Origin of the sequence: Actinosynnema sp. NPDC053489, assembly GCF_044544865.1 — a bacterium.
Lineage (GTDB): Bacteria > Actinomycetota > Actinomycetes > Mycobacteriales > Pseudonocardiaceae > Actinosynnema.
In genome coordinates this window covers 207067-230993 of sequence record NZ_JBITXT010000007.1, presented here as the reverse complement: position 1 = coordinate 230993, position 23927 = coordinate 207067, and the positions used below count along the sequence as shown (strand labels likewise).

General features: G+C 74.3%; 18 protein-coding genes. 10 read left to right on the top strand and 8 right to left on the bottom strand.

The annotated features are described in order from the left end of the window. Nucleotides 1–407 precede the first annotated feature (407 nt). Nucleotides 408–2867, top strand: a complete 2460-nt coding sequence (locus ACIGNX_RS18270) for a hypothetical protein (RefSeq protein WP_396541445.1) — start codon at nucleotides 408–410, stop codon at nucleotides 2865–2867. On the opposite strand, the gene ACIGNX_RS18265 is transcribed toward ACIGNX_RS18270, so the two are convergent. Then, nucleotides 2864–3700 carry a sigma-70 family RNA polymerase sigma factor gene (locus tag ACIGNX_RS18265; RefSeq protein WP_396541443.1) on the bottom strand — a complete coding sequence of 279 codons (837 nt, stop codon included), beginning with the start codon at nucleotides 3698–3700 and terminating at the stop codon, nucleotides 2864–2866. The genes ACIGNX_RS18270 and ACIGNX_RS18265 overlap by 4 nt on opposite strands. A 139-nt stretch (nucleotides 3701–3839) precedes the next feature. Here ACIGNX_RS18265 and ACIGNX_RS18260 point away from each other — a divergent pair, with 139 nt between their 5' ends. The 7 genes from ACIGNX_RS18260 (at nucleotide 3840) to ACIGNX_RS18230 (ending at nucleotide 12894) form a co-directional block, all read left to right on the top strand. Next, nucleotides 3840–4949 carry an amidohydrolase family protein gene (locus tag ACIGNX_RS18260; protein WP_396541441.1) on the top strand — a complete coding sequence of 370 codons (1110 nt, stop codon included), beginning with the start codon at nucleotides 3840–3842 and terminating at the stop codon, nucleotides 4947–4949. Nucleotides 4950–4997: 48 nt separating this feature from the next. Further along, the gene (locus tag ACIGNX_RS18255; protein ID WP_396541439.1) at nucleotides 4998–5384 is read left to right on the top strand and encodes a hypothetical protein; all 387 of its coding nucleotides are present in this window, start codon (nucleotides 4998–5000) and stop codon (nucleotides 5382–5384) included. A 46-nt stretch (nucleotides 5385–5430) separates the two neighbouring features. Continuing rightward, nucleotides 5431–5832 carry a hypothetical protein gene (locus ACIGNX_RS18250; RefSeq protein WP_396541928.1) on the top strand — a complete coding sequence of 134 codons (402 nt, stop codon included), beginning with the start codon at nucleotides 5431–5433 and terminating at the stop codon, nucleotides 5830–5832. Nucleotides 5833–6183: 351 nt separating this feature from the next. Next, complete coding sequence (locus ACIGNX_RS18245) at nucleotides 6184–9276, top strand: efflux RND transporter permease subunit (RefSeq protein ID WP_396541437.1); 3093 nt, start codon at nucleotides 6184–6186, stop codon at nucleotides 9274–9276. A gap of 90 nt (nucleotides 9277–9366) precedes the next feature. Beyond that, a complete protein-coding gene (locus ACIGNX_RS18240; protein ID WP_396541435.1) occupies nucleotides 9367–9753 on the top strand; it encodes an STAS domain-containing protein in 387 nt (128 codons plus the stop codon). A gap of 26 nt (nucleotides 9754–9779) precedes the next feature. Beyond that, the gene (locus ACIGNX_RS18235; RefSeq protein ID WP_396541433.1) at nucleotides 9780–11987 is read left to right on the top strand and encodes a SpoIIE family protein phosphatase; all 2208 of its coding nucleotides are present in this window, start codon (nucleotides 9780–9782) and stop codon (nucleotides 11985–11987) included. A gap of 34 nt (nucleotides 11988–12021) precedes the next feature. Beyond that, nucleotides 12022–12894 (top strand): serine/threonine-protein kinase, encoded by an 873-nt coding sequence (locus ACIGNX_RS18230; protein WP_396541431.1) that lies wholly within the window; start codon nucleotides 12022–12024, stop codon nucleotides 12892–12894. On the opposite strand, the gene ACIGNX_RS18225 is transcribed toward ACIGNX_RS18230, so the two are convergent. Together ACIGNX_RS18225 and ACIGNX_RS18220 are read right to left on the bottom strand one after the other, a co-directional pair. Further along, a complete protein-coding gene (locus ACIGNX_RS18225; RefSeq protein ID WP_396541429.1) occupies nucleotides 12858–13310 on the bottom strand; it encodes an ATP-binding protein in 453 nt (150 codons plus the stop codon). The genes ACIGNX_RS18230 and ACIGNX_RS18225 overlap by 37 nt on opposite strands. Before the next feature lie 103 nt (nucleotides 13311–13413). Beyond that, on the bottom strand, nucleotides 13414–14001 hold the full coding sequence (locus ACIGNX_RS18220; RefSeq protein WP_396541427.1) for a TetR/AcrR family transcriptional regulator: 588 nt from the start codon (nucleotides 13999–14001) through the stop codon (nucleotides 13414–13416). A 92-nt stretch (nucleotides 14002–14093) separates the two neighbouring features. Between ACIGNX_RS18220 and ACIGNX_RS18215 the strand changes: the two genes are divergently transcribed. Continuing rightward, nucleotides 14094–15122 carry an aldo/keto reductase gene (locus ACIGNX_RS18215; protein WP_396541425.1) on the top strand — a complete coding sequence of 343 codons (1029 nt, stop codon included), beginning with the start codon at nucleotides 14094–14096 and terminating at the stop codon, nucleotides 15120–15122. 40 nt (nucleotides 15123–15162) lie between these two features. Here the strand turns inward: ACIGNX_RS18215 and metH are convergent, their stop codons facing one another. The 4 genes from metH to ACIGNX_RS18195 form a co-directional block, all read right to left on the bottom strand. After that, nucleotides 15163–18750 carry a methionine synthase gene (gene metH / locus ACIGNX_RS18210; RefSeq protein ID WP_396541423.1) on the bottom strand — a complete coding sequence of 1196 codons (3588 nt, stop codon included), beginning with the start codon at nucleotides 18748–18750 and terminating at the stop codon, nucleotides 15163–15165. A 152-nt stretch (nucleotides 18751–18902) separates the two neighbouring features. Beyond that, nucleotides 18903–19517: a lactate utilization protein C gene (locus tag ACIGNX_RS18205; protein WP_396541421.1), complete on the bottom strand. Its 615-nt coding sequence runs from the start codon at nucleotides 19515–19517 to the stop codon at nucleotides 18903–18905. Then, on the bottom strand, nucleotides 19504–20913 hold the full coding sequence (locus ACIGNX_RS18200) for a lactate utilization protein B (RefSeq protein WP_396541419.1): 1410 nt from the start codon (nucleotides 20911–20913) through the stop codon (nucleotides 19504–19506). Before ACIGNX_RS18200 ends, ACIGNX_RS18205 begins: the two co-directional genes overlap by 14 nt. Further along, nucleotides 20910–21638 (bottom strand): (Fe-S)-binding protein, encoded by a 729-nt coding sequence (locus ACIGNX_RS18195; RefSeq protein ID WP_396541417.1) that lies wholly within the window; start codon nucleotides 21636–21638, stop codon nucleotides 20910–20912. Before ACIGNX_RS18195 ends, ACIGNX_RS18200 begins: the two co-directional genes overlap by 4 nt. A gap of 71 nt (nucleotides 21639–21709) precedes the next feature. Here ACIGNX_RS18195 and ACIGNX_RS18190 point away from each other — a divergent pair, with 71 nt between their 5' ends. Then, complete coding sequence (locus tag ACIGNX_RS18190; protein WP_396541415.1) at nucleotides 21710–22405, top strand: FadR/GntR family transcriptional regulator; 696 nt, start codon at nucleotides 21710–21712, stop codon at nucleotides 22403–22405. A gap of 9 nt (nucleotides 22406–22414) precedes the next feature. Here ACIGNX_RS18190 and ACIGNX_RS18185 read toward each other — a convergent pair whose 3' ends face one another. Then, nucleotides 22415–23797, bottom strand: coding sequence for a rhamnulokinase family protein (locus ACIGNX_RS18185; RefSeq protein WP_396541413.1), 1383 nt, complete (start codon nucleotides 23795–23797; stop codon nucleotides 22415–22417). Between the last annotated feature and the right edge of the window lie 130 nt (nucleotides 23798–23927).

Here is a 23927-nt window from a genome sequence, read left to right as displayed (position 1 = left end):
ATGTCAAATCGCGCCGGACCCGACCACCGAGCCGCCGGGGCCAAAAACCAAAGAGTCCTCGCCGGACGGGCAGATCAGCAGGATGACCCCTGGTCCCGTCTCCTGCTCCCGCTGCGAAAGTGGTCCGGGCTCCGTGTCATCCCGCCGACCTCCCGGAGGGCTACCGCACGCGTCAAGGGGGGGCGGACATCAGTCGCCGATCGGGTATCGGTGAACCAGCCCCCCTTGACACGCGCGGTAGGGCGTTGCCAGGTCGGCGGGATGGCACGAAGCCCTCTTCTGTGGGGAAGGGCCAGGTGCAGGGGCGGGGTGGTGGTGAGGTGGGCGGGGTCGGTGTGAAACGGGGTCGGTCGTGGGGGCGATCCGGTAGGTAGTCGTGTCGGCGGGTGAGGGTGGGTGGTGGGGTGGTGCCCGAGGACGTCGTGGAGTTGCGGGTGCACGGGGTGTCCGGGACGCCGCCCGAGGCGATGCTCGGTGATCCGTTCCCCACTCCGGTGGCCGGGGACGACGTCGCCCGGTTCCTGCGCGCGGGGAAGCCGGTGGTGGCGCCGGCCAGTGGACGGGAGCGCACGGTCGAGGCGTTCCACTGGGGGCGGTTCACCTCGGGCGGGGCCACGCGGGCGTTGTGGTTGGCGTTGATGCCCTTCGCGATCCTCAACCTGGCCCGGTACGCGTTGTTGGGCGCGGGGCGGTTCGCGGAGGCGGTGCTCCGGCTGCTCGGGTTGGTGCTGACCGGCATGTTGGTCACGGCCACCGCGTACGCGTCGCTGGAGTTGCTGGTGCGGCAGTGCGCGGGCACGGTGGCGTGCCGGTCGGAGCACCTGGGGTTCCTGGCCGGGTGGCCGTTCGGGGCGGTGCTGCTGGTCGGGATGGCGCCGCCGGTGCTGGTGGTGGCCGTGCTGTGGTGGTTCGGGCGGCAGACGTTCCTGTACGAGCCGAAGGGCACGCACCACGTGTGGGAGACCAGCACGGGCAGCCTGGGCGACTACGCGTTCTGGCACACGTCGCCGCGCACGCCCGTGCTGCGTGACGCGCACGTGGCGGCGGCGTGCGCGGTGGTGGGGGTGTTGTGCGCCGGGTCGTTGCGGACCGCGCAGCCGGACCGGCCGTCGGACGCGTTGTCGTGGGCGGCGGTCGGGTTGGGCGTCGCCGTGCTGGCGTGGGCGGTCGGGTGCGTGGTCCTGTCGCCGGACCGGCGGCAGGTGGACTCGCGGCGGCTCAAGTGGGTGGCGGTGGCCTACCTGCTGGTCGCGGCGGGGTTGGCGACGGGGTTCCTGTGGCGGGTGCCGACGGACGAGGTCGGGCCGGTGACGCCGTTGGCCGGGTTCGAGGCGGTCACGGACGTCCTGTCGGCGTTGGCGGTGCTGTTGCTGGTGGTGCTGTTCGCCGCCTGCGCGCGGATGCGGCGCTCCGCGCGCGGTGTCGAGTTGATGGTGGCGGACAAGCGGTTCCGGCCGATGTGGCACGGGTACGCGACGCCGGTGATCGCGGTGGTCGCCACCACGTTGGCGGTCGGGTTCAGCGGTGGGCTCGCCTACCGGGTGGTGGACTGGGTCGGCGAGCCGGTGCCCGGCACCGGCCGACCGGGGTTGGTGCTCGGCACGAGCTACCTGGTGGGCGCCGGGTTGTGGGGTGTGCTGGCGATCGCGTTCCCGCTGCTGGTGGCACCGGTCGTGGCGGCGATGGTGCGGCAGGTGTCGAGCGCGCTGGTGTTCTCGGCCGGGTCGGTGGTGGCGGCGGTGGCGGTGGTCTGGCGGTGGACGTCCGGGACCGGGTGGGTGTTCTGGGGCCTGGCCGCCGTGGCCGGGGTTTCCTACGCGGTGGGGATTTCGTCCTGCGTGCGCCACGCGGTCGGGGTGGCCGTGCGGGACGGTGTCGTGGCGGACTACCCGGGGCGTCCCGACCGGCCGGGCATCGGCAAGGTGGCGCTGACGCAGCGGGTGGCGTCGGCGAAGTACCGCTACCACTGGCTGCTCGGCGCGGTCGCGCTGCTGGGCGGGGTGCTGGTGGCGGCGGGCGGTGGTCTCGCGCTGGCCAGGCTCGTGCACCCGGACTGGCGGGCCGCGCCGCCGCCGGGCCTGGCGGACTGGCTGTCGACGCGGCCCGCGCGGGAGCTCGGCGCGCTGGGCAGTTTGGTGGTGTCCGGGCTCGTGGTGGTGCTGGTGGTGCTGGGCGTGCGGACGTGGCAGAGCCCGAAGATGCGCACGGTGGTCGGCATCGTGTGGGACCTGGTGGCGTTCTGGCCGCGGACCGCGCACCCGATCTGCCCGCCGCCCTACGGCGGTCGCGCCACCATCGAGCTGACCTCCCGCGCGGTCCGGCTGGCCGGCCACCACGGGGTGGGCGCGGTCGTGCTGTCCGGGCACAGCCAGGGCAGCGTGGTGTGCTTCGCCGCGCTGTCGTTGCTGCGCCGCGAGGCCGAGCGGCCCGACCCGGCCGACGGCGAGCGGTACATCAGGCAGGCCGAGGCCGCCGCCGCGGTGCGCCGCGTCGGCCTGGTGACCTACGGCTCGCAGCTCCAGTGGGCCTACTCGCGGCTGTTCCCGCACTACCTCGGGCACGCCGAGCTGGCCCGCCTGCACGAGGAGCTGGGCGACCGGTGGTGCAACGTGCACCGGCTCACCGACCCGCTGGGCGGTCCGGTGCAGGTGTGGCCGGAGACGGCGGAGGAGCGGCTGTTCGCCGACCCGAAGCTGTGGGGCGTGCGCCGCGGCAACGACGTGCGGCTGCGCGACCCCGAGTTCCTCGACCCGGACCCGGACATGGTCGCCTCGCCGCTGCGCGGGCACAGCTACTACTACGACGACCCGGTGTTCGACGAGGTGGTGGCGCTGGTGGCGGACGCCGTCGCGGCGCGGCGGCGTTAACGCGCCCGGGTCAGCTTGTCGGGGTTGGTGACCGAGTAGATGTGCTCGACCCGGTCGCCGCGGACCTCCAGCACCAGCACGGCGAGCGGCCGGCGGCCGGCGAACAGCACCACCGCCGGGTCGTCGCGCACCCGGCGGTACCGCACGTCCACCCCCGCGACGCCCTCGGCGACGGCGAGCAGCACCCGGGCCACCGCGTGCCGGCCGCGCACCGGGTCGGGGCTGGTCGCCGGGCCCTTGCCGCCGCCGTCGGTCCGCAGCACCACGTCCGGCGCGAGGACCCCCAGCAGGGCTTCGAGGTCACCGCCCAGCGCGGCGGCCACGAACCGCTCGGTCACCCGCCGCCGCGTGCGCGGGTCGACGGTGAACCGGGGCCGCCGGGCCGCGACGCGCTCCCGCGCCCGGTGCGCGAGCTGCCGGACCGCCGCCGGGGTGCGCCCCAGGAGCGCCGCGACCTCCGGGTGCGCGTAGCCGAACACCTCGTGCAGCACGAACACCGCCCGCTCGGCCGGGGTGAGGGTCTCCAGCACCACCAGCACGGCCGTGGCGAACTCCTCGCCGCGCACCACCTCGTCCGCCGCGTCGGCGACCAGCGGTTCGGGCAACCACTGGCCGGGGTAGGTCTCCCGACCGGCCCGCGACCGGCGGCGCAGCGCCTGGTTGACCGCGATCCGGACGAGGTAGGCGCGCGGGTTCGCGACGTCCCGCCGCGGTGCCCACGCCAGCCAGGTCTCCTGGAGCACGTCCTCGGTGTCGGCGACGGTGCCGAGCATCCCGTAGACGATGCCGAACAGCAGCTCCCGGTGTTCGACGAACGCGTCCGTGCCACCCATGTCCCCTCCTGTGTCCCGTGGGTGAGAGCGCCCGGCGCAGCCGGGTGTGACGTGGTGTGACGGGGACCTCACCGGGTCACAGCCGGGTGCCCGCCCCGGCTCTTGACCGGTGACCGAGACCCGCTGGAGGGAGTCAACCGTGCGAACCCTGATCCGTGACGTGCGCCTGTTCGACGGCCACCGCGTCGTGCCGCGCGCCGACGTGCTGCTCGACGGCCCGCTGATCGCCGAACCCGGCGGTCGGTGGGACGTGGAGGTCGACGGCCGGGGCAGGACCCTGCTGCCCGGCCTGGTCGACGGGCACACCCACGTCTTCGACGGCAGCCTGGCCGCCGCGCTCGCGGCCGGGGTGACGACGGAGCTGGACATGTTCTGCCTGCCGGGCAACCTGGCCCGGCAGCGCGCGCTCGCCGCGTCCCGCGACGACGTCGCCGACCTGCGCAGCGCGGGCCTGCTCGCCACCGCGCCCGGCGGGCACCCGAGCCAACTGCTCGCCGCCGTCGGCGACGAGCACGGCGACGCCGCGCACGAGTTCGAGACCGTCGCCGACGTGGCCGCCGCACGGGCGTTCGTCGCGGCGCGGGCGGCCGAGGGCGTGGACTACCTGAAGGTGGTGGTCGACGACGGCGCGGTGCACGGCGCGGACCTGCCCGTCCTCGCGCCGGACGTGGTCGCGGCGCTGGTCGACGAGGCGCACCGGCGCGACCTGAGGGTCATCGCCCACGCCATCACCGCGGAGGAGGTCGGCATCGCCGTGGACGCGGGCGTCGACGGCCTGGCGCACGTGTGGTGCGACGACGGCGGCGACCTGGCGCGCCGGGTCGCGGAGCGGGGCGTGTTCGTGATCAGCACGCTCGCGTACTTCGAGGCCGTCAGCGGCTCGTCGGCCGGTCTCGACCGCACGGCGCGCGGCAGCTTCGAGCACGCCCTGCGCGCGGCGCGGGAGCTGCACGAGGCCGGCGCGACCATCGTGGCGGGCACGGACGCCAACCCGTGGGCCCCGGTGCACGGCACCGCCCTGCACCGGGAACTCCTGCTGCTCACCGAGGCCGGCCTCGCACCGCTGGAGGCCCTGGTCGCGGCCACCAGCACCCCCGCCGACCGCTTCGGGCTCACCGACCGCGGCCGGGTCGAGCCGGGGCTGCGCGCCGACGTGCTGCTGGTGGACGGCGACCCGACCACCGACATCGCCGCGGTCGCGGCGGTGGTCGACGTGTGGCGGCGCGGGGTCCGGCTCCACCGGTCGTGACGCGGGGTAGGTTGCGGCGGTGAGTCCGCTCCACCGGGAAGTTGAACGATGATCCAAGTCCTCGCGACCGCGCTGACGGTCGTGGCGCTCGTGGCGGCCCTGTGGTCGCTCGTCCTGGTCGTCACCGACCGGCCCATCACGCTGGCCACCAAGCCGACCCTCGGCCTCGCCGCGGTCGTCGTGCTGCTGGAGGTCGGGCTGCTGGTGCAGGCGGTCGTGGCCGCGGTCGACGCGCTGACCGGCGACCGGGGGGACCTGGAACCGGCCACGTTCCTCGGCTACCTGGTGGCGGTGGTCGCCGTGCTGCCCGTCGGCTCGTTCTGGGCGCTGGGGGACCGGTCGCGGTGGGGTGCGGGCGTGCTGGCCGTGGCGTGCCTGAGCGTGCCGGTGATGATCCTGCGGCTCAACCAGCTCTGGGCGGCCGCGGGTGGCTGAGCGGTCCGGGGAACTCGCGCGCGCGACCCGGTCCGGGCCCGGCCGGATGCTGATCGCGGTCTACGGCCTGTTCGCCGTCGCCGCCACGGCCCGCTCGGCGGTGCAGCTCGGCACCCGGTTCGGGCACGCGCCGCTGGCCTACCTGCTGTCGGCGTTCGCGGCGGTCGTCTACGTCGTCGCCACGGCGGCGCTGGCCGGTGCGGTGTCGCGCCGGGTCGCCTACCTCGCGTGCGGGGTGGAGCTGGCCGGCGTGCTCGTGGTCGGCGCGGCGAGCCTGGTGTTCGCCGACGCGTTCCCGGACGCCACGGTGTGGTCGGGCTTCGGCCGCGGCTACGGGTTCGTCCCGCTCGTGCTGCCGGTGCTCGGCCTGCTCTGGCTGCGGCACACCGACCGGCGGTCCCGCGGGGTCGGCACCGGCGGGGTGCGGCATCCCGAACGCGACCGCTGAACCCGGCCCGCCGTCGCCCGCGTAATGCCTGCGGGCCGCCGGATCGGGCGGCCCCGATCCGCCGACGGCGGCCGAGACCCCGTAGGCGTCCGGCAGGGCACGCCGTCGTGGGTGCGCAGGAGGCCGGGGACCCCCGTCCCCGGCCTCCGTGACGAAGATCACCGGTGCCCGCCGGATCGGTTCGCCGGAGTGTTCCCGCAGGTCAGGGACGGATCAACCGGCGCGCAGCCAACCCATGTCTGAGCCCGTTCTCAGGTGCGGTGTGCCACCGTTCACACATCCGCCCGCGGCACCACCGCAGTCGCCCGACGTGGCGCGCCGGCAGGTCCGCCCACCAAGGAGATTCCCACGATGTCCGTGCTGGCTCGCCTGAGCCTGGCCAACCGAAGCCTCGTCGGGCTGCTCAGCCTGCTCGTGATCGGTTTCGGCGCGTTCTCGCTGCCCTCGATCAAGCAGCAGCTCTTCCCGTCCATCGAGCTGCCCGCGGCGGTGGTCATCGCGCCGTTCCCCGGCGCGTCGCCGGACCTGGTGGACAGCCAGGTCGCCGACCCGATCCAGTCGGCCGCGCGCGGTGTGGACGGTGTCGAGCAGGTGTTCGCCCGCTCGTCCGAGAGCTCCGCGACGGTGCAGGTGATGTTCACCTACGGCACCGACCTCGACGCCGCCGTGGCCCAGTTGCAGCAGGCGGTCAACCGGCTCCAACCCCGCCTGCCGCAGGGCGTCGAGCCGACCGTCGCGCAGGGCAGCACCGACGACATCCCGGTGATCGCGCTCGCGGCGACCTCCGGCGACGACGACATCGCCGCCGCGGCCCGGCTGCGCGCCGAGGTCGTGCCCGGCCTGGAGGCGATCCCGGGCGTGCGGGAGGCGACGGTCAGCGGCGAGCGGGACCGGCAGGTCACCGTCACCGTCGACTACGCCCGCCTCGGCGCGGCCCGGGTCGACCCGCAGGCGTTGACGACCGCCCTGACCACCGCGGGCTCGGTCCTGCCCGCCGGCACCGTCCCGGAGGCCGACAAGACGCTGACCGTGCAGGTGGGCAGCCCCGTGCGGACCGTCGAGGACGTCCGGAACCTGACCCTCGCCTCGCCCGCCGGGCCGGTGAAGCTCGGCGACGTGGCCCAGGTCGAGTCCGCGCCCGCGGCCGCCACCGTGCTGACCCGCACCAACGGCGAGCCCACGCTCGGCATCAGCGTCACGATGAACGCCGACGGCAACGCGGTCGAGATCTCCCGGCAGGTCCGCGACAAGCTCGGCGAGTGGGGTGGGGCGGCCGGCTCCACGCTCACCGTCGCGTTCGACCAGGGCCCGCAGGTGGAGAAGGCGATCAGCGGCCTGACCACCGAGGGCCTGCTCGGCCTGCTGTTCGCCGTGGTCGTCATCTTGCTGTTCCTGCTGTCGGTGCGGTCCACGCTGGTGACCGCGGTGTCGATCCCGCTGTCCGTGGTGGTCGCGCTGATCGCGCTCTACACCGGCGACCTGTCGTTGAACCTGCTCACCCTCGGCGCGCTGACGATCGCGGTCGGCCGCGTGGTGGACGACTCGATCGTGGTGCTGGAGAACATCAAGCGGCACCTCGGCTACGGCGAGGAGAAGCAGCGCGCGGTGCTCGACGGCACCCGCGAGGTGGCGGGCGCGGTGACCGCGTCGACCCTCACCACGGTCGCGGTGTTCCTGCCGATCGCGTTCGTCGGCGGCATCGCGGGCGAGCTGTTCGGCCCGTTCTCCATCACGGTGACCGTGGCGCTGCTGGCGTCGCTGCTGGTGTCGTTGACGATCGTGCCGGTGCTGGCGTTCTGGTTCCTCAAGCGCCCGACCGCGTCGACCAACCCGGAGGAGGCGGCCAGGGCGCGCGAGGCGGCGCTGGCGAAGGAGGAGCGCAGCCCGTTGCAGCGCGCCTACGTGCCCGTGCTGCGATTCGCGACCACGCGCCGCTGGGTGACGCTGCTCGTCGCGGTGCTGATCTTCGGCGGCACGCTCGGCCTGGCCGGTTCGCTGGAGACCAACTTCATCGACAACGCGGGCGGCACCGCCCTGCAGGGCAGCCAGAAGCTGCCGCCCGGCACCAGCCTCGCCGCCCGCGACGACGCGGCGCGCGAGCTGGAGGAGGTGTTGTCCCGGACCGACGAGGTGGAGACCTACCAGGTCACCGTCGGCACGGACAACAGCCTGGCCGCGTTCGGGTTCGGCGGCAGCGGTGACACGAGCGTGCGCGCCACCGTCCGCGAGGGAACGGACCTGGAGGCGTTGCGGGAACGGCTCACCGAGGAGCTGGCGGACACGCCCGGCACGGGTGAGGTGGCGTTCGGCGCGGCGGCGTCCGGCTTCGGCTCGGACACGATCGACGTGCTGGTCACCGCGCCCGACGAGGCCACGCTGCGGGACGCGACCGACCGCGTGCGGCAGGCCGTCACCGGCGCGCCCAGGGTGGGCGAGGTCACCGACGACCTGTCCGTGAGCGCGCCCCGCGTGCAGGTGACGGTGAACCAGGCCGCCGCCGCGGCCCGCGGCCTCAACGGCCAGACCATCGGCCAGTTCGCGGCGCAGGCGCTGCGCGGCGTGCCGGTGACCGAGCTGCCGATCGACGGCCGGTCCCAGAAGGTGGTGCTGCGCACGGGCACCGCGCCGACCGACGTGGCCGCGCTGCGCGCGTTGCCGCTGCCGGGTGGCGTCACGCTGGGCCAGGTCGCCGACGTGGCCGTGGTGGACGGTCCGGTGCAGGTGCGGCGGACCGACGGCGCGCGCAGCGCCACCGTGTCGGCCAAGGCCACCGGGTCCGACCTGGGCGCGGTGACGGCCGACCTGACGTCCCGGTTGGACGCCGCGGACCTGCCCGCCGGTGCGTCGCACAGCATCGGCGGCGTCAGCGCGGACCAGGCGGAGACCTTCGCCGACCTCGGCCTGGCGATGCTCGCCGCGATCGCGATCGTGTTCCTGATCATGGTGGCGACGTTCCGCAGCCTGGTGCAGCCGCTGATCCTGCTGGTGTCCATCCCGTTCGCGGCGACCGGCGCCATCGGCCTGCTGCTGCTCACGGGCACCCCGCTCGGCCTGCCGGCGCTAATCGGCATGCTGATGCTGGTCGGGATCGTGGTGACCAACGCGATCGTCCTGATCGACCTGGTGAACCAGTACCGGCGGGACGGGATGCCGGTGGCGCAGGCCGTGGTCGAGGGCGGTCGGCGCCGGCTGCGGCCGATCCTGATGACCGCCGCCGCCACGATCTTCGCGCTGCTGCCGATGGCGCTGGGCATCACGGGCGAGGGCGCGTTCATCGGCAAGCCGCTGGCGGTCGTGGTGATCGGCGGCCTGATCAGCTCGACCCTGCTGACCCTCGTGCTCGTCCCGACCCTGTACTCGATGGTCGAGGGCCGCAAGGAACGCCGCCGGGCGCGCGAGGCGCCGCACCGGCCGGCCGACGAGCGCGAACCGGTCTCCGCGTGACCGACGGGAGCCCCGCCACGACCGGCGGGGCTCCCGTCGTGCGGTCACTACGATCCGTCGGGTGTCCGGAACGGGTGGTGGAGGCGGCGGATGGCGTTCGAGCTGCGGCGTGGGCACGAGGCCGGCGTGGACGTGCTCTGGTTGCGGGGTGAGCTGGACCACGACACCGTCGGGCGGTTCGAAGTCGCGGTCGACGGGGTCGGGCCGGGCGCCGTGGTCGTCGTCGACCTCGGCGCCGTGACGCTCTGCGACTCGTCCGGGCTCTCCGGCCTGGTGCGACTGGCGCAGGCGCTCGCCGCGCGGGGAGGCGCGCTGCGGTTGTCGGCGGTGCCCGCGGCAACGGTCAAGACGATCGGGATCACCGGCCTGGACCGGCTCATACCGGTGTTCCCGGACGTGCCGAGCGCCGTCCGCGCCGACGCCCGCGGCCCCGTGGAGGAGGATGGACCCGGACGGCTGCCGGCACCGAGCGGGTAGGCGTGGGAAACGGGGCGGAGACGGTGATGGCGCACGGGGACGAACCGGTGGCGGGGGTGACCTCCGCGCGGGCGCGGCCGTCCGACACGTCGGACGTGCGGGCGCTGTTCGGGCAGTCCGCCGCCGTGTTCGCGCTGCTGACCGGGCCCGACCACGTGCTGGAGGCGGCGAACGGGGCGTTCTTCGAGGCCATCGGCGGCGGCGACCGGGCGCGCACCGGGCTGCCGATCGGGGTGCTGGTGCCGGAACTGGCCGAGCAGGGGTTCCTGGACCTGCTCGACGGCGTGTACCGCACCGGCCGGTCGTGCTCGGCCCACGACGCCAGGGTCGTGCTGGGCGAGGCGGGTCGGGAGCGCGAGGCGTTCTTCGACTTCGTCTACGAGCCGCGGTTCGACAACGGCAGCGGTGTCACCGGCGTGACGGTGCTGGGCGTCGAGACGACGCAGGTCAAGCACGCGCAGCGGTTGACCGCCGAGCAGCGGGCGCTGCTGGAGCAGATCGCCCGCGACGCGCCGCTGTCCGAGGTGCTCGACGGCATGGCCCGGACGATCGAGCAGCTCACGCCCGGGACGCTGGTGTCGGTCCTGCTGGCCGACCCGGACGGTCGCCACCTGCGGCACGGCGCCGCGCCGAGCCTGCCCGACTTCTACAACCGGGCCATCGACGGCATCGGCACCGGCGAGGGCGTGGGTTCCTGCGGCACCGCGGCCCACCGCCGCACGCCCGTCATCGTCACCGACATCGCGACGGACCCGTTCTGGGACGACTTCCGCGACCTGGCCGACCGCGCGTCGCTGGCCGCGTGCTGGTCCACGCCGATCCTGACCCGCAGCGGCCGACTGCTGGGCACGTTCGCGATGTACCACCGCACGCCGCGCCGCCCGCAGGAGTCGGACCTGGCGCTGGCCCGGATCTTCGCCGACACCGCCGCGCTGGCCATCGAGCGCCACCACACCGAGCACGCCAGGGTCCGCGCCGAGGCCAAGGCCAAGGCCGCCCGCGAGGACCTGATGTTCCTGCTGGAAGCGGGCACCGCCCTGTCGCAGGACCTCGACTACACGCAGACGCTGCGCTGCCTGGCCGACCTGTGCGTGCCCTCCCTGGCGGCGCTGTGCGCGGTCGACGTGGTCGAGGCAGGGCGGGTCGAGCGGCTGGCCACCGCCGCGTCGACCCCCGAGCAGGCCGAGCTGCTGGCCGCCCACCTGCCGGTCTACGACGACGAGGACGACGCGGTGGCCCGGGTGCTCGCCCTGGCGACCACCGAGGTCGGGCGGCGCGCCCCGGCGGACGGCGGCCCGTGGGCCGAGCTGGGCGTCACCGGCTACGTGTGCGTCCCGCTGACCGACCGGGGTCAGGCGTTCGGCGCGCTGACCCTGTTCACCACCCGCGACGCCCCGCTGGACGGCCACGCCGTCCGGCTGGCGGGCGAGCTGGCCTCCCGCGCCTCGCTGGCCGCGCGCAACGCCCGCCAGTACACCCAGCGCGCCCGCCTGGCGCACGACCTGCAGGCCGGGCTGCTCCTGCCGGACCTGCCCGCGATCCCGGGCGCGGACGTGGCGACCTACTACCACCCGGCCGGCGAGGGGCTGGAGGTCGGCGGCGACTTCTACGACGTGTTCCCGCTGCCGGACGGGCGGTGGGCGTTCCTGATCGGCGACGTGTGCGGGCGCGGCGCCCGTGCCGCCAGCACCACCGCCGTGGTCCGCAACACCGCCCGGGCCATCGCCCGGGTGCTGCCCGACCCCACCCGGGTCGTGCGGGCGATCAACACCGCCCTGCTCGAACGCCCGCGCAGCCACGGCAACGGGTTCGTGACGCTGGTCTACGGGCACCTGACCAACCGCGACGGGCACCTGGGCATCGACCTGATCCGCGCCGGCCACGTCGTGCCCCGCGTGCTGCGCGCCGACGGCACGGTGACCGCTCCGCACACGCGGGGCATGCTGCTGGGCGTGGTGCCCGAGCCGGGCTTCGAGGTGGGCCGCGTCGACCTGCACCCCGGCGACAGCCTGGTGCTGATCACCGACGGCATCACCGAGGCGCGCGCGCCCGACGGCTCCCAGCTCGACGACGCCGGCCTCGACGCCGCCCTCGCCCGCTGCGCCCACCCCACCGCCCGCGGCACGCTGGCGGCGCTGACCGCCGCGGTCGCCGACTTCACCCACGGGCAGGTCGGCGAGGACGACCAGGCGGCCCTCGTCCTGACCGCGGGGGCGCGGACCGGCGCCCCGTGATCAACTCGTCGGGGCGTGGGCCGATAATGGCGCGGTGGAAGGTGTTCCGGGTCCGCGGGGGCGGGTGCCGCCTGCCGGCCGGACGCTGCTGGCCGGCAGGTACGAGCTGACGGCGGCCCTGGGCTCGGGCGGCACGTCCGAGGTCCACCGCGCCTGGGACACCGACCTGCGCCGCCCCGTCGCGGTGAAGGTGTTCCGGCCCAGCGCGGACGTCGACGCCGTTCGGCGGTTCGACCTCGAAGTCCGGACGCTGGCCCGGTTGTCGCACCCCGCCGTGGTGTCCCTCTACGACGCCGGCCACCACCGCGGCAGGCCGTTCATGGTGCTGCAACTGGTGGAGGGGTCGACGCTGCGCGCCAGGGTGGACCGGGGCGCGTTGCCGGTGGACGAGGTCCGCCGCCTGGGTGCCGTGCTGGCCGGGGCGCTGGCGCACGTGCACGCCCGGGGCGTGGTGCACCGGGACGTCAAGCCCGCGAACATCCTGCTCGACCGGCGCGGCGCGCCGCACCTCGCCGACTTCGGCCTGGCGCGGTCGGCCGACGCCACGCGGTTCACCCGCGTCGGCCACGTGCCCGGTACGGCGGCCTACCTGGCGCCGGAGCAGGTCCGCGGCGGCGACGTCGGCCCCGCGGCCGACGTCTACGCGCTGGGCCTGGTGCTGCTGGAGTGCCTGACCGGTCGGCGCGAGTACCCGGGCGCCACGGTCGACGCCGCCCTGGCCCGCCTGCACCGACCGCCCGCCGTCCCCGCGGACCTGCCGTCCGACCTGGTGCGCCTGCTGTCGCTGATGACCTCGCTCACCGCGCGCCGGCGACCGAGCGCCCGGCACTGCGCGGCGGCGCTGCCGGCCGGCGCCCGGCCGGCGGCGGATCAGTGGGACAGCACCGCGTTCGAGCGCTGGGACTGACCGGACAGCACGGCCCACACCGTCTTGCCGACCGCGTGGCGCACCGCGCCCCACTGCCGGGACAACCGGTCCACGAGCACCATCCCGCGACCGCGGGTCACCCGGACCGACGAACCGCCCACCACGGGCACCTGCGGCGACAGGTCGGTGACCTCGACGCGGACGAGGTCGCGGACGCGCCGCAGCCGCAGGGACAGCGGGTGCTCCCCGTGCTCGTAGGCGTTGGTCACCAGCTCGGAGACCACCAGCTTCGCGTCGGTGATCTCGTCCTCGCCGAGGTCCGACAGCACCTCGCCGGTCCACTGCCGCGCGGCGGCCAGGTCCGGCACGTCCCCGAACAGCTCCAGCACCACCGCTTCGGACGGTTCGGCGGGTCGGGGTCTGGGCAGGTTCAGCGCGTCCTCACCGGCGGTCATGGCTTTCCCTCCTGTCGAGACGTGAAGCGTTGTGCACTGATACCCGCCTCGCTGATCGTCAACACCGCCGTTGATCACCCGATGCGGTGCACCGTGTGCGAGTTCACCTCTTCGCGCCGTAACGGAGTCCGTCGACCAGGAGCGACACCATGCGCCGCGCGTGGCCGTCGTCGCCGGGTGAGGGCAGCGTCAGGTTGGCCGCGGCGCGCAGCAGGTCGTCCGGGTCGACGTCGGCGCGGATCTCGCCCGCCTCCGCCGCGGCCGTGAGCAGCGCGCCGAGGACGGGGACGAAGCGCTCTTCGAAGTACCCGGGCAGGCTCTCGTAGGCCGGGTCGCCCGAGTGCAGGGCGGCGCTGAGCCCCCGCTTCGTGCCGATGAACCCGGCGAAGCGCTGCAACCACGCGGCCAGCGCGTCGACCGGCCGGTGTCGCGCGGCGAGGACCGGCGCCGCGTCGGCGCACGCGTCGACCTCGTGCCGGAACACGGCGGCGATGAGGTCCGACCGCTGGGGGAAGTGGCGGTAGAGCGTGCCGGCGCCCACGCCGGCCTTGGCCGTGATCTGCCGCACCGGCGCGTCCACGCCCGCGGTGGCGAACACCTCGGCGGCGGCCGTGAGCAGGGCCTCGACGTTGCGCCGCGCGTCGGCGCGCACGGGCTTGCCGGTCGTGTCAGGTCCTGTGTCCGCGCTCACGTCACCCCTCCACTCGACTAACCGGAACAATGTTCCGTATAGTCGAACCTGAACGTTGTTCCGCTTGTCAGCATAGCCGCACGAGGAGTGCCATGAAGTACCGCACGCTGGGCCGCACCGGCATCAAGGTCAGCCCGTACTGTCTGGGCGCGATGATGTTCGGCGCCGCGGGCAACCCCGACCACGACGACTCCGCCCGGATCATCCACAAGGCGCTCGACGCGGGCGTCAACTTCGTCGACACCGCGGACATCTACTCGCACGGCGAGTCCGAGGAGATCGTCGGCAAGGCCCTCAAGGGCCGCCGCGACGACGTGGTGCTGGCCACCAAGGCGCACCTGCCCATGGGGGAGGACCCCAACCGGCAGGGCAGCTCCCGGCGCTGGCTCGTCCGCGCGCTGGAGGAGTCGCTGCGCCGCCTGGGCACCGACCACGTCGACCTGTTCCAGGTCCACCGGCCCGCGCCGGACACCGACGTCGAGGAGACGCTGTCCGCGCTGACCGACCTCGTCCGCGCCGGCAAGGTCCGCGCCATCGGCTCCTCCACCTTCCCCGCCTCCGAGATCGTGGAGGCGCAGTGGGTCGCCGAACGGCGCGGCCTGGTCCGGTTCCGCACCGAGCAGCCGCCGTACTCGATCCTCGACCGGCGGATCGAGAACGAGGTGCTGCCCGTCTGCGAGCGGTACGGCATGGGGACCCTGGTCTGGAGCCCCCTCGCCCAGGGCATGCTCACGGGCCGCTACCGCAAGGGCGTGCCCGCCGAGGGCAAGCGGGCGAGCCACGGCTTCCGGCACCTGACCGACGAACGCCGCCTCGACGCCGTCGAGCGGCTCATCCCCGTCGCCGAGGAGGCCGGGCTGTCGCTGACCCACCTGGCCATGGCGTTCGTGGTCGCCCACCCCGGCGTCACGTCCGCGATCCTGGGCCCGCGCACGGTGGAGCAGCTCGACGACCTCCTCGCGGGCGCGGACACCGTGCTGGACGACGACGTCCTGGACCGCATCGACGCCATCGTGCCGCCCGGCACCGGGGTCGGGGCGCTCGACATGGACTACCGCACGCCCGCCGTCCTGCAGCCGCTCCTGCGCCGTCGCCGCACCGAGGACCGCGCCGCGGCCTGACCCCGGTCGGGTGGCCGCCCGACCCGGGCGGCCACCGGCGTCAGGCGCCGGGCTCGTAGGCCAGGTTCGGCCGCAGCCAGCGCTCGACCTCCTCGACGGGCATCCCGCGCCGCGCCGCGTAGTCCTCGACCTGGTCCCGCCCGATGCGCCCCACGGTGAAGTAGCGCGACCCGGGGTGCGCGAAGATCACGCCGCTGACGGCCGCCGCCGGCGTCATGGCGAACGAGTCGGTCAGCGCCAGGCCCACCTGCTCAGCCTCCAGCAGCTCGAACAGGTCCCGCTTCTCGCTGTGGTCGGGGCTGGCCGGGTAGCCGAACGCGGGCCGGATGCCGCGGAACCGCTCGGCGTGCAGGTCCTCCAGCGCGGGGTCCGCGTCCGGCTCGAACCAGTCCCGCCGCGCCCGCAGGTGGACGTGCTCGGCGAACGCCTCGGCCAGCCGGTCCGCCAACGCCTTCACCATGATCGACCGGTAGTCGTCCTGCTCCCGCTCGTACCGCTCGGCCAGCTCCTGCGCGCCGTGGATGGCCACGGCGAAACCGCCCAGGTGGTCGCCCTCCGGCGCCACGTAGTCGGCCAGGCACCGGTTCGGCCGGCTCTGCGGCTTCTGCGTCTGCTGGCGCAGCATCGGCAGCCGCCGCCCGGCCACCACGATGTCGTCGCCCTCGGAGTGGGCCGGCCAGAAGCCGTACACGCCCCTGGCCCGCAGCGAACCGTCCGCGATGATCTGGTCCAGCATCGCGTTCGCGTCGTCGAACAGCTCCTGCGCGGCCGGGTTCGTCCGCAGGATCTTCGGGAACTTGCCCTTCAGCTCCCAGGCGAGGAAGAAGAACGTCCAGTCGATCATCTCGCGCAGCTCGGCCAGCGTCGGCTCCACCACCCGCAGGCCGGTGAACGCGGGCGTCGGCAACTGCTCGAACGACACCACCTCGGCGTTGGCCCGCGCCTGCTCGACCGTCAGCAGGGGGGTGCTCTGCCGGTTCTCGTGCTCCTCGCGCAACCGCTGCTGCTCGACCCGGTTCGCCTCGTCCAGGTCCTCGGCCCGCTCCGGGTCCAGCAGCGCCGACACCACGCCCGCCACCCGTGACGCGTCGAGCACGTGCACCGTGGTCCGGTCGTAGGCGGGCGCGATCCGCACGGCCGTGTGCTGGCGGGACGTCGTCGCGCCGCCGATCAGCAGCGGCAGCTTCATCCCGCGCCGCTGCATCTCCGCCGCCACCGACACCATCTCGTCCAGCGACGGCGTGATCAGCCCGGACAGGCCGATCGCGTCCGCGCCCTCGGCGATCGCGGTGTCGAGGATCTTGGCTGCCGGCACCATCACGCCCAGGTCGACCACGTCGTAGTTGTTGCAGCCCAGCACCACGCCGACGATGTTCTTGCCGATGTCGTGCACGTCGCCCTTCACCGTGGCGAGCACGACCTTGCCGTTGCCGCGGTTGGAGCCCGACGCCACCTTCTCCGCGTCCATGTACGGCTCCAGGTGGGCGACCGCGCGCTTCATCACCCGCGCGCTCTTCACCACCTGCGGCAGGAACATCTTGCCGGAGCCGAACAGGTCGCCGACGACCTTCATGCCGTCCATCAGGGGACCCTCGATCACGTCCAGCGGACGCGCGGCCTGCAACCGGGCCTCTTCGGTGTCCTCGACGATGAAGTCGACGATGCCGTGGACCAGGGCGTGCTCGAGCCGCTTGGCCACCGGCGCGTCGCGCCACGACAGGTCCACCGCGCGCTTGGTGCCGCCGCGCGACACCGTCTCGGCGAACGACACCAACCGGTCCGTGGCGTCCGGCCTGCGGTCGAACAGCACGTCCTCGACCAGTTCCAGCAGGTCGGCCGGGATGTCCTCGTAGACGGCGAGCTGACCGGCGTTGACGATGCCCATGTCCAGGCCCGCCCGCACGCCGTGGTACAGGAACGCCGAGTGCATCGCCTCGCGCACGGTGTCGTTGCCGCGGAAGGAGAACGACAGGTTCGAGATGCCGCCGCTGATCCGCACGCCCGGGCAGCGCTGCTTGATCAGCGGGATCGCCTCCAGGAACGCCTTGGCGTACCCGTTGTGCTCGGCGATGCCCGTGGCGACGGCCAGCACGTTCGGGTCGAAGATGATGTCCTCGGGCGGGAAGTCGGCCTTCTGCGTCAGCAGGTCGTAGGCGCGGGCGCAGATCTCGACCTTGCGCTCGGTGGTGTCGGCCTGGCCCTGCTCGTCGAACGCCATGACCACCACGCCCGCGCCGAAGTCGCGGATGCGGCGGGCCTGGAACAGGAAGGACTCCTCGCCCTCCTTGAGGCTGATCGAGTTGACCACGCCCTTGCCCTGCACGCACTTGAGCCCGGCCTCCAGCACGCTCCACCGCGAGCTGTCGATCATGATCGGGACGCGGGCGATCTCGGGCTCGGTGGCGATCAGGTTGAGGAACGTGGTCATCGCCCGCTCGCTGTCGAGCAGGTCGGCGTCCATGTTCACGTCGAGCAGGTTCGCGCCGCCGCGCACCTGCTCCAGCGCGACGTCCACCGCCGCCTGGTAGTTGTCGCCCTCGATCAGCCGGCGGAACTTCGCCGAGCCGGTCACGTTGGTGCGCTCGCCGATCATCACGAACCCGGTGTCCGCGCCGATCTCGAACGGCTCCAGGCCGCTGAACCGGGTCCGGTCGGGCACCCGGGCCACCGACCGCGGCCGCATGTCCCTGACCGCCGACGCGATCAGCGCGATGTGGTCGGGCGTCGTGCCGCAGCAGCCGCCGACGATGTTGACCACGCCCTCCTCGGCGAACCCGCGCAGCAGCGACGCGGTCTCCTCGGGGGTCTGGTCGTAGCCGCCGAACGCGTTGGGCAGGCCCGCGTTGGGGTGGCTGGCCGTGTAGGTGCCGGCGAGCCGGGACAGCTCGATGACGTGCGGCCGCATCTCGGCCGCGCCCAGCGAGCAGTTCACGCCCACGACCAGCGGTTCGGCGTGCGCGACGGAGTTCCAGAACGCCTCGACGGTCTGCCCGGACAGCGTCCGCCCGCTCAGGTCCACGATCGTGACCGAGATCCACAGCGGCAGGTCGGGCGCGACCTCGCGGGCCGCGGCGACGGCGGCCTTGGCGTTCAGGGTGTCGAAGATCGTCTCGATGAGCAGCAGGTCGACGCCGCCCTCGGCCAGCGCGCCGATCTGCTCCGCGTAGGCGTCCTTGACCCGGTCGAACGTCACCGTCCGGTACGCCGGGTCCTCGACCCGCGGCGACAGCGACAGGGTGACGTTGAGGGGGCCGACGGAGCCCGCGACGAACCGGCCGCCCGCCTCGTCGGCGGCCTGGCGGGCGAGTTGCGCGCCGCGCAGGTTCATCTCGCGCACCAGGCCTTCCAGGCCGTAGTCGGCCTGGGCGATGGACGTCGCGGTGAACGTGTTGGTGGTGGTGATGTCGGCGCCCGCGGCCAGGTACTTGCGGTGGACGTCGAGGATGAGGTCCGGGCGGGTCAGGTTGAGCAGGTCCGGGTCGCCCGTGACGTCGTGCGCGTGGTCGCCGAGGAGGTCGCCGCGGTAGTCGGCCGGGGTGAGGCCAGCGGCTTGGAGCATGGTGCCCCAGGCGCCGTCGAGCACCGCGACGCGCTGGTCCAGCAGCTCTCGCAGGGCGTTTTCCGACACGCGGCCTCCCGGGAGTGGGAGGCGCCCTTGCGGATCTTCACACCCGGCCGAGCGTGGCGGGCTCGCGCCCGTTGCAGCGCCTCTCGTCCGGGGCTCCGATACTAGCGAAAACCACGTTCGTGGGCGGATCCGCCCATGGGGTGAGAAGTCGATCACACCCCCGCGCGGGTGATGACGACCTCCAGCGTGCGCGGCCCGTGCACGCCCTCGACGCGTTCCAGCTCGATGTCGCTGGTCGCGGACGGACCGCTGACCCACGTCTGGGTGCGGACCCCCGCCAGGGCCGCGACCGCGTCCGGGACGCCCGCCACCACCTGGTCGGCCCGGACGACCACCAGGTGGTGGTCCGGCACCAGGGTGAGGGCGCGGGGTCCCTGGTCGGCGGCGTCGTGGTCGAGCACGATCGTGCCGGTCTCGGCCACCGCGACGTGACAGGCCGTGACGACGGCGTCCACCCGGTCGAGGACGTCCACGTCCACCGTGGAGGCGACGACCTCGAACCCCTCCACCCAACCGGGCGGGATGCCGGGCGCGGTCACGATGCGACGCGCGCCCCGGTCCCGCAGGGCCGCGGCCACGGTCTCGGCCACCTCGTCGGGGTCCACCACCCGGACGCGGGCGCGGTAGTCGCGCAGGCGTTCGGCGAACAGCTCCGGGTCACCGGGACCGCGCGTGCCCGCCGCGCGGTACTCCCGGGGCACCGCCACCACCCCGCGCGGCCCCTTCGCCCGCCGCACCCTGGCCAGGATCTCGTCACGGGCGCTCATCGCGGGCCTCCCACCAGTCGCGGAACGTCTGCCGCGGCGGCTCCGGCAGGTCCCGCGCGCTCGACCAGCCCGGCAGCGGCACGTGCCGGCTCGCCAACCGCCCGAACCGGCCCAGCCGCAGCAGCCGGCGCCACCGCCGGGCGTCCGACATCGCCCACGCCAGGGCCCGCATCGCCGTCGACTCCGGCGTGGCCGGCTTCGCCCCGGTGACCCGCGCCCGCAGGTGCACCAGCATCGACGGGATGTCGATCGCGACCGGGCACACGTCGTAGCAGACACCGCACAGCGACGACGCGAACGGCAGCGTGGGGTTGCGGTCGACCCCCGTGAGCTGCGGCGACAGCACCGCCCCGATCGGGCCGGGGTAGGTCGAGCCGTAGGCGTGGCCGCCGGTGCGCTCGTACACCGGGCACGAGTTCAGGCACGCCGAGCAGCGGATGCACCGCAGCGCGGCCCGGCCACCGGGGTCGGCGAGCGCGGCCGTGCGGCCGTTGTCCACGAGCACGACGTGGCTGGTCTGGCCCTCGGTCGGCCCCGTCCACACCGACGTGTAGGGGTTCATCCGCTCGCCGGTCGAGGACCGGGGCAGCAGTTGCAGGAAGACCTCCAGGTCCTGCCAGCGGGGGAGGAGCTTCTCGATCCCCACCACGCTGATCAGCGTGCGCGGCAGCGTCAGGCACATCCGCCCGTTGCCCTCGGACTCGACCACGACCAGCGACCCCGTCTCGGCCACGGCGAAGTTCGCGCCCGAGATCGCCACGTCGACGGTCAGGAACTTGCGCCGCAGGTGCTCGCGCGCCGCCTCGGCCAACGCCCGCGGGTCGTCGCTCAGGTCCGGGTCGACGCCGGGCATCCCGCGCCGGAACACGTCCCGGATCTCGGTGCGGTTGCGGTGGATCGCGGGCACGAGGATGTGGCTGGACCGGTCGTGGCCGAGCTGGACGATCAGCTCGGCGAGGTCGGTCTCCACCGCCCGCACGCCGATCTCGGCCAGCGCCTCGTTCAGCCCGATCTCGACCGTGGCCATCGACTTGACCTTGATGACCTCGCGCGTGCCGGTCGCCCGCACCAGGTCGGCGACGACCCGGTTGGCCTCCGCCGCGTCCCGCGCCCAGTGCACCCGGGTGCCGCGGCTGGTCAACGCCTCCTCGAACCGCACCAGGTGCTCGTCGAGGTTCGCCAGCACCTCGTCCTTGATCGCCGCTCCGGCCGCGCGCAGCCCCTCCCAGTCCGGCAGCTCGCCCACGACGTTCGCGCGCTTGGCGCGGATCGTGCCGGTGGCCTTGGCGAGGTTGCGGCGCAGCTGGGCGTTGCCCAGCGCCTCGCGCGCGGCCTGCGGGAACGGCGCGCCGGTCAGGTTCCCGCCGCCGGCGGGCATGCCGAGGAACGTCGTCATCGCGTCCGCTCCAGGACCTGCGCCAGGTGCAGCGGTCGCACGCCGCTGCGCAGCCTGCTCAGGCCGCCGCCGATGTGCATCAGGCACGACGAGTCGCCCGCCGTGACCACGCCCGCCTTCGTGCTCAGCACCGCGCTCATCTTGTCGGCGAGCATGGCCGTGGAGGTGTCGGCGTTCTTCAGCGCGAATGTGCCGCCGAACCCGCAGCACGTCTCGGCGGACGGCAGCTCGACCAGGTCGATGCCCCCGACCGCGCGCAGCAGCCGCAGCGGCCGGTCCCGCACGTCCAGCACGCGCAGCGAGTGGCAGGTGGGGTGGTAGGTGACCCGGTGCGGGAAGTACGCGCCGACATCGGTGACGCCCAGGACGTCCACCAGGAACTCCGACAGCTCGTACGTGCGCCTCGCGGTGTCCTCGGCGGCCTCGGCCAGCCGGGCGTCACCGTGCTCGCGCGCGACGTGGGCGTGCTGGTGGCGCACCGACCCGGCGCACGACCCGGAGGGCGTGACGACGACCTCGGCGCCCTCGAAGGCCTTGACGTGGTTGCGGATGACCGGCAGCGCCTGGCCGGGGTAGCCGGTGTTGACGTGCATCTGGCCGCAGCAGGTCTGGGCGGGCGGGACGACGACCTCGTGGCCGAGTCGTTCGAGCAGGCGGGCGGTCGCCTTGCCGACGTCCGGGAACAGGCCGTCGACCAGGCACGTGACGAACAGCGCGACTCTCACCGAGGTGACTCTAGGCTGTGTGGTCCGACCACACCAGGGCTGTGGTCAGACCACACCGGGAGGTGGTGCCCGTGTCCGGGTACGGCGCGGTGCTGCGGCACGTCGAGTCCGAGCTGAGGTCGGGCAGGCTGGGCGTGGGGCAGCAGCTGCCCGCCGAGCGGAGGTTGGCGGAGGACCTGGGCGTCAGCCGGGCCACCGTGCGCGAGGCGATCCGCGTGCTCCAGGCAATGGGCGTGGTGCGCAGCGGCGTGGGTTCCGGGCCGGACGCGGGCACCACCGTCATCGCGGACCCGGCGGGCGGGCTCGGCGCGGCGCTGCGCCTGCACCTGGCCACGCGTCGGCTGCCCATGGCGGACCTCGTCGCCACCCGGGTCATGGTGGAGAGCCACTCGGTGCGCGCGGCGGCGGCCCGGCCCGACCACCCCGACCTGGCCCGCGCCGCCGACCTGCTGGCCCGCATGGACGCGCCGGACCTGGGCGCGGACGCGTTCCACCAGCTCGACGCCGACTTCCACGTGGCCCTCACCGCCGCCGCCGGCAACGCCGTGAACACGGCCGTCATGGCGGCGCTGCGCGACGCGATCCACCACACCGTGCTGGACGCCGTGCGGGCCCTGCCGGACTGGCCGCGGACCGCCGTGCGCCTGCGCCGCGAGCACCACGCGATCCTGCGGGCGATCCGCGCCGGCGACGGGGACCTGGCCGCGTCCCGGGTGACCAGGCACGTGCGGGGCTTCCACCGCGAGTGGGTCCGGCACGCCGGGTGAGCGGCGCGGTCACGGGAAGCGGCGGCGGACCGCCCCGGTGCGGGCGAGGCGGGCGCGGAGCGCTTCCAGGGTGGTCGGTGCCACGCCGTGGGCCCTGGCCTGGACCAGGACGTTGCCCAGGGCGGTCGCCTCGACCGGGCCGGCGGTGACGCGCCGGCCGGACAGGGCGGCGGTGAGGCGGCACAGCAGGTCGTTGCGGGAACCGCCGCCCACGACGTGGATCACGTCGACCTCCCGGCCCGTCAGGGCCACCGCCTGGTCGACGGTGCGGGCGTAGGCGGCGGCCAGCGAGTCGAGGACGCACCGCACGGTCTCGGCGGGGGTGCGCAGGGGACCGGTCGCGGCGGCGGCGATCCGGTTCGGCATGTCGCCCGGCGGGAGGAGCGCGGGGTCGTCGACGTCCACGGTCGGGCCGCCCGGCGGCAGGGCCTCCGCCTCGGCCAGCAGCGCGGGGAGGTCGTGGTCGGGCCACTCGCGCAGCGACTCCTGGAGCAGCCACAGCCCGCCGACGTTGCGCAGGAAGCGGGTGCGCCCGTCGACACCGCCCTCGTTGGCGAAGTTCAGCCGGCGGGCCCGCGGCGTCACGACGGGTGCGGGCAGCTCGACCCCGACCAGCGACCACGTCCCGCTGGAGACGTAGGCGAAGCGCGGGCTGTCGGCGGGCAGGGCGACCACCGCCGAGGCGGTGTCGTGGGACCCGACCGTCGTCACGGGTGTGCCGGCGGGCAGGCCGGTGGCCGCCGCGACCCCCGGCCGGAGCAGGCCGCGCACCTCGCCCGGTTCCTGGAGCGGCGGGAACGGGACGCCGGTGGCCAACGTCGGCGACCACGTGCGCGTCCGGACGTCGAGCAGGCCCGTGGTGGAGGCGTTGGTGACCTCCGTGCCCAGTTCGCCGGTCAGCCAGTAGGCCAGCAGGTCGGGGAGGAGCACGACGTGCGCGGCGCGGTCCCAGAGCGGCGAGAGGCGTTCGGCTTCGAGCTGGTAGAGGGTGGTGAACGGGAGGAACTGCAGGCCGTTCACCGCGTACAGCTCCTCGGGCGGGAAGCGGGCGTGCACGCGGTCCACGGCGTCCGCCGTCCGGCCGTCCCGGTGGGACACGGGCTCCGCCAGCAGCCGCCCGTCCCCGTCCAGCAACCCGTAGTCGACCGCCCAGGTGTCGATGCCGACGGACACCACGTCCCCGAAGGCCGCCAACGCCCGCAGGCCGGTCAGCACCTCCCGGTACAGCGCGGTGAAACCCCACCGCAGGTGCCCGTCCCGCTCGACCGCGCGGTTGGGGAACCGGTGCACCACGCGCAACGCCGTCCGGTCACCCGCCACGAGCCCGGCCACGACCCGGCCGCCCGACGCCCCGATGTCGACGGCCCCGAACACGCGGGTCACGGACGGCATGTCCACCCCATGGCTTGAATCGTTTCAAACCACCGCAGTCAACCGCCCGTCGTCGGAGCTGTCAAGGAGGCGGTCCGCCGCCGGGCGGGTGGCGCCCGGTCCCCGCCCTCCACGGGGACCGGGCGCCGGC

What these genes read in the sequence shown, in the direction of transcription:
- ACIGNX_RS18245 (WP_396541437.1), top strand. Translation starts at nt 6,184, where the DNA reads ATGTCCGTGCTGGCTCGCCTGAGCCTGGCCAACCGAAGCCTCGTCGGG.
- ACIGNX_RS18200 (WP_396541419.1), bottom strand. Translation starts at nt 20,913, where the DNA reads ATGACGACGTTCCTCGGCATGCCCGCCGGCGGCGGGAACCTGACCGGC.
- ACIGNX_RS18225 (WP_396541429.1), bottom strand. Translation starts at nt 13,310, where the DNA reads ATGACCGCCGGTGAGGACGCGCTGAACCTGCCCAGACCCCGACCCGCC.
- ACIGNX_RS18205 (WP_396541421.1), bottom strand. Translation starts at nt 19,517, where the DNA reads ATGAGCGCCCGTGACGAGATCCTGGCCAGGGTGCGGCGGGCGAAGGGG.
- ACIGNX_RS18235 (WP_396541433.1), top strand. Translation starts at nt 9,780, where the DNA reads ATGGCGCACGGGGACGAACCGGTGGCGGGGGTGACCTCCGCGCGGGCG.
- ACIGNX_RS18250 (WP_396541928.1), top strand. Translation starts at nt 5,431, where the DNA reads ATGCTGATCGCGGTCTACGGCCTGTTCGCCGTCGCCGCCACGGCCCGC.
- ACIGNX_RS18255 (WP_396541439.1), top strand. Translation starts at nt 4,998, where the DNA reads ATGATCCAAGTCCTCGCGACCGCGCTGACGGTCGTGGCGCTCGTGGCG.
- ACIGNX_RS18185 (WP_396541413.1), bottom strand. Translation starts at nt 23,797, where the DNA reads ATGCCGTCCGTGACCCGCGTGTTCGGGGCCGTCGACATCGGGGCGTCG.
- ACIGNX_RS18265 (WP_396541443.1), bottom strand. Translation starts at nt 3,700, where the DNA reads ATGGGTGGCACGGACGCGTTCGTCGAACACCGGGAGCTGCTGTTCGGC.
- ACIGNX_RS18215 (WP_396541425.1), top strand. Translation starts at nt 14,094, where the DNA reads ATGAAGTACCGCACGCTGGGCCGCACCGGCATCAAGGTCAGCCCGTAC.
- ACIGNX_RS18240 (WP_396541435.1), top strand. Translation starts at nt 9,367, where the DNA reads ATGGCGTTCGAGCTGCGGCGTGGGCACGAGGCCGGCGTGGACGTGCTC.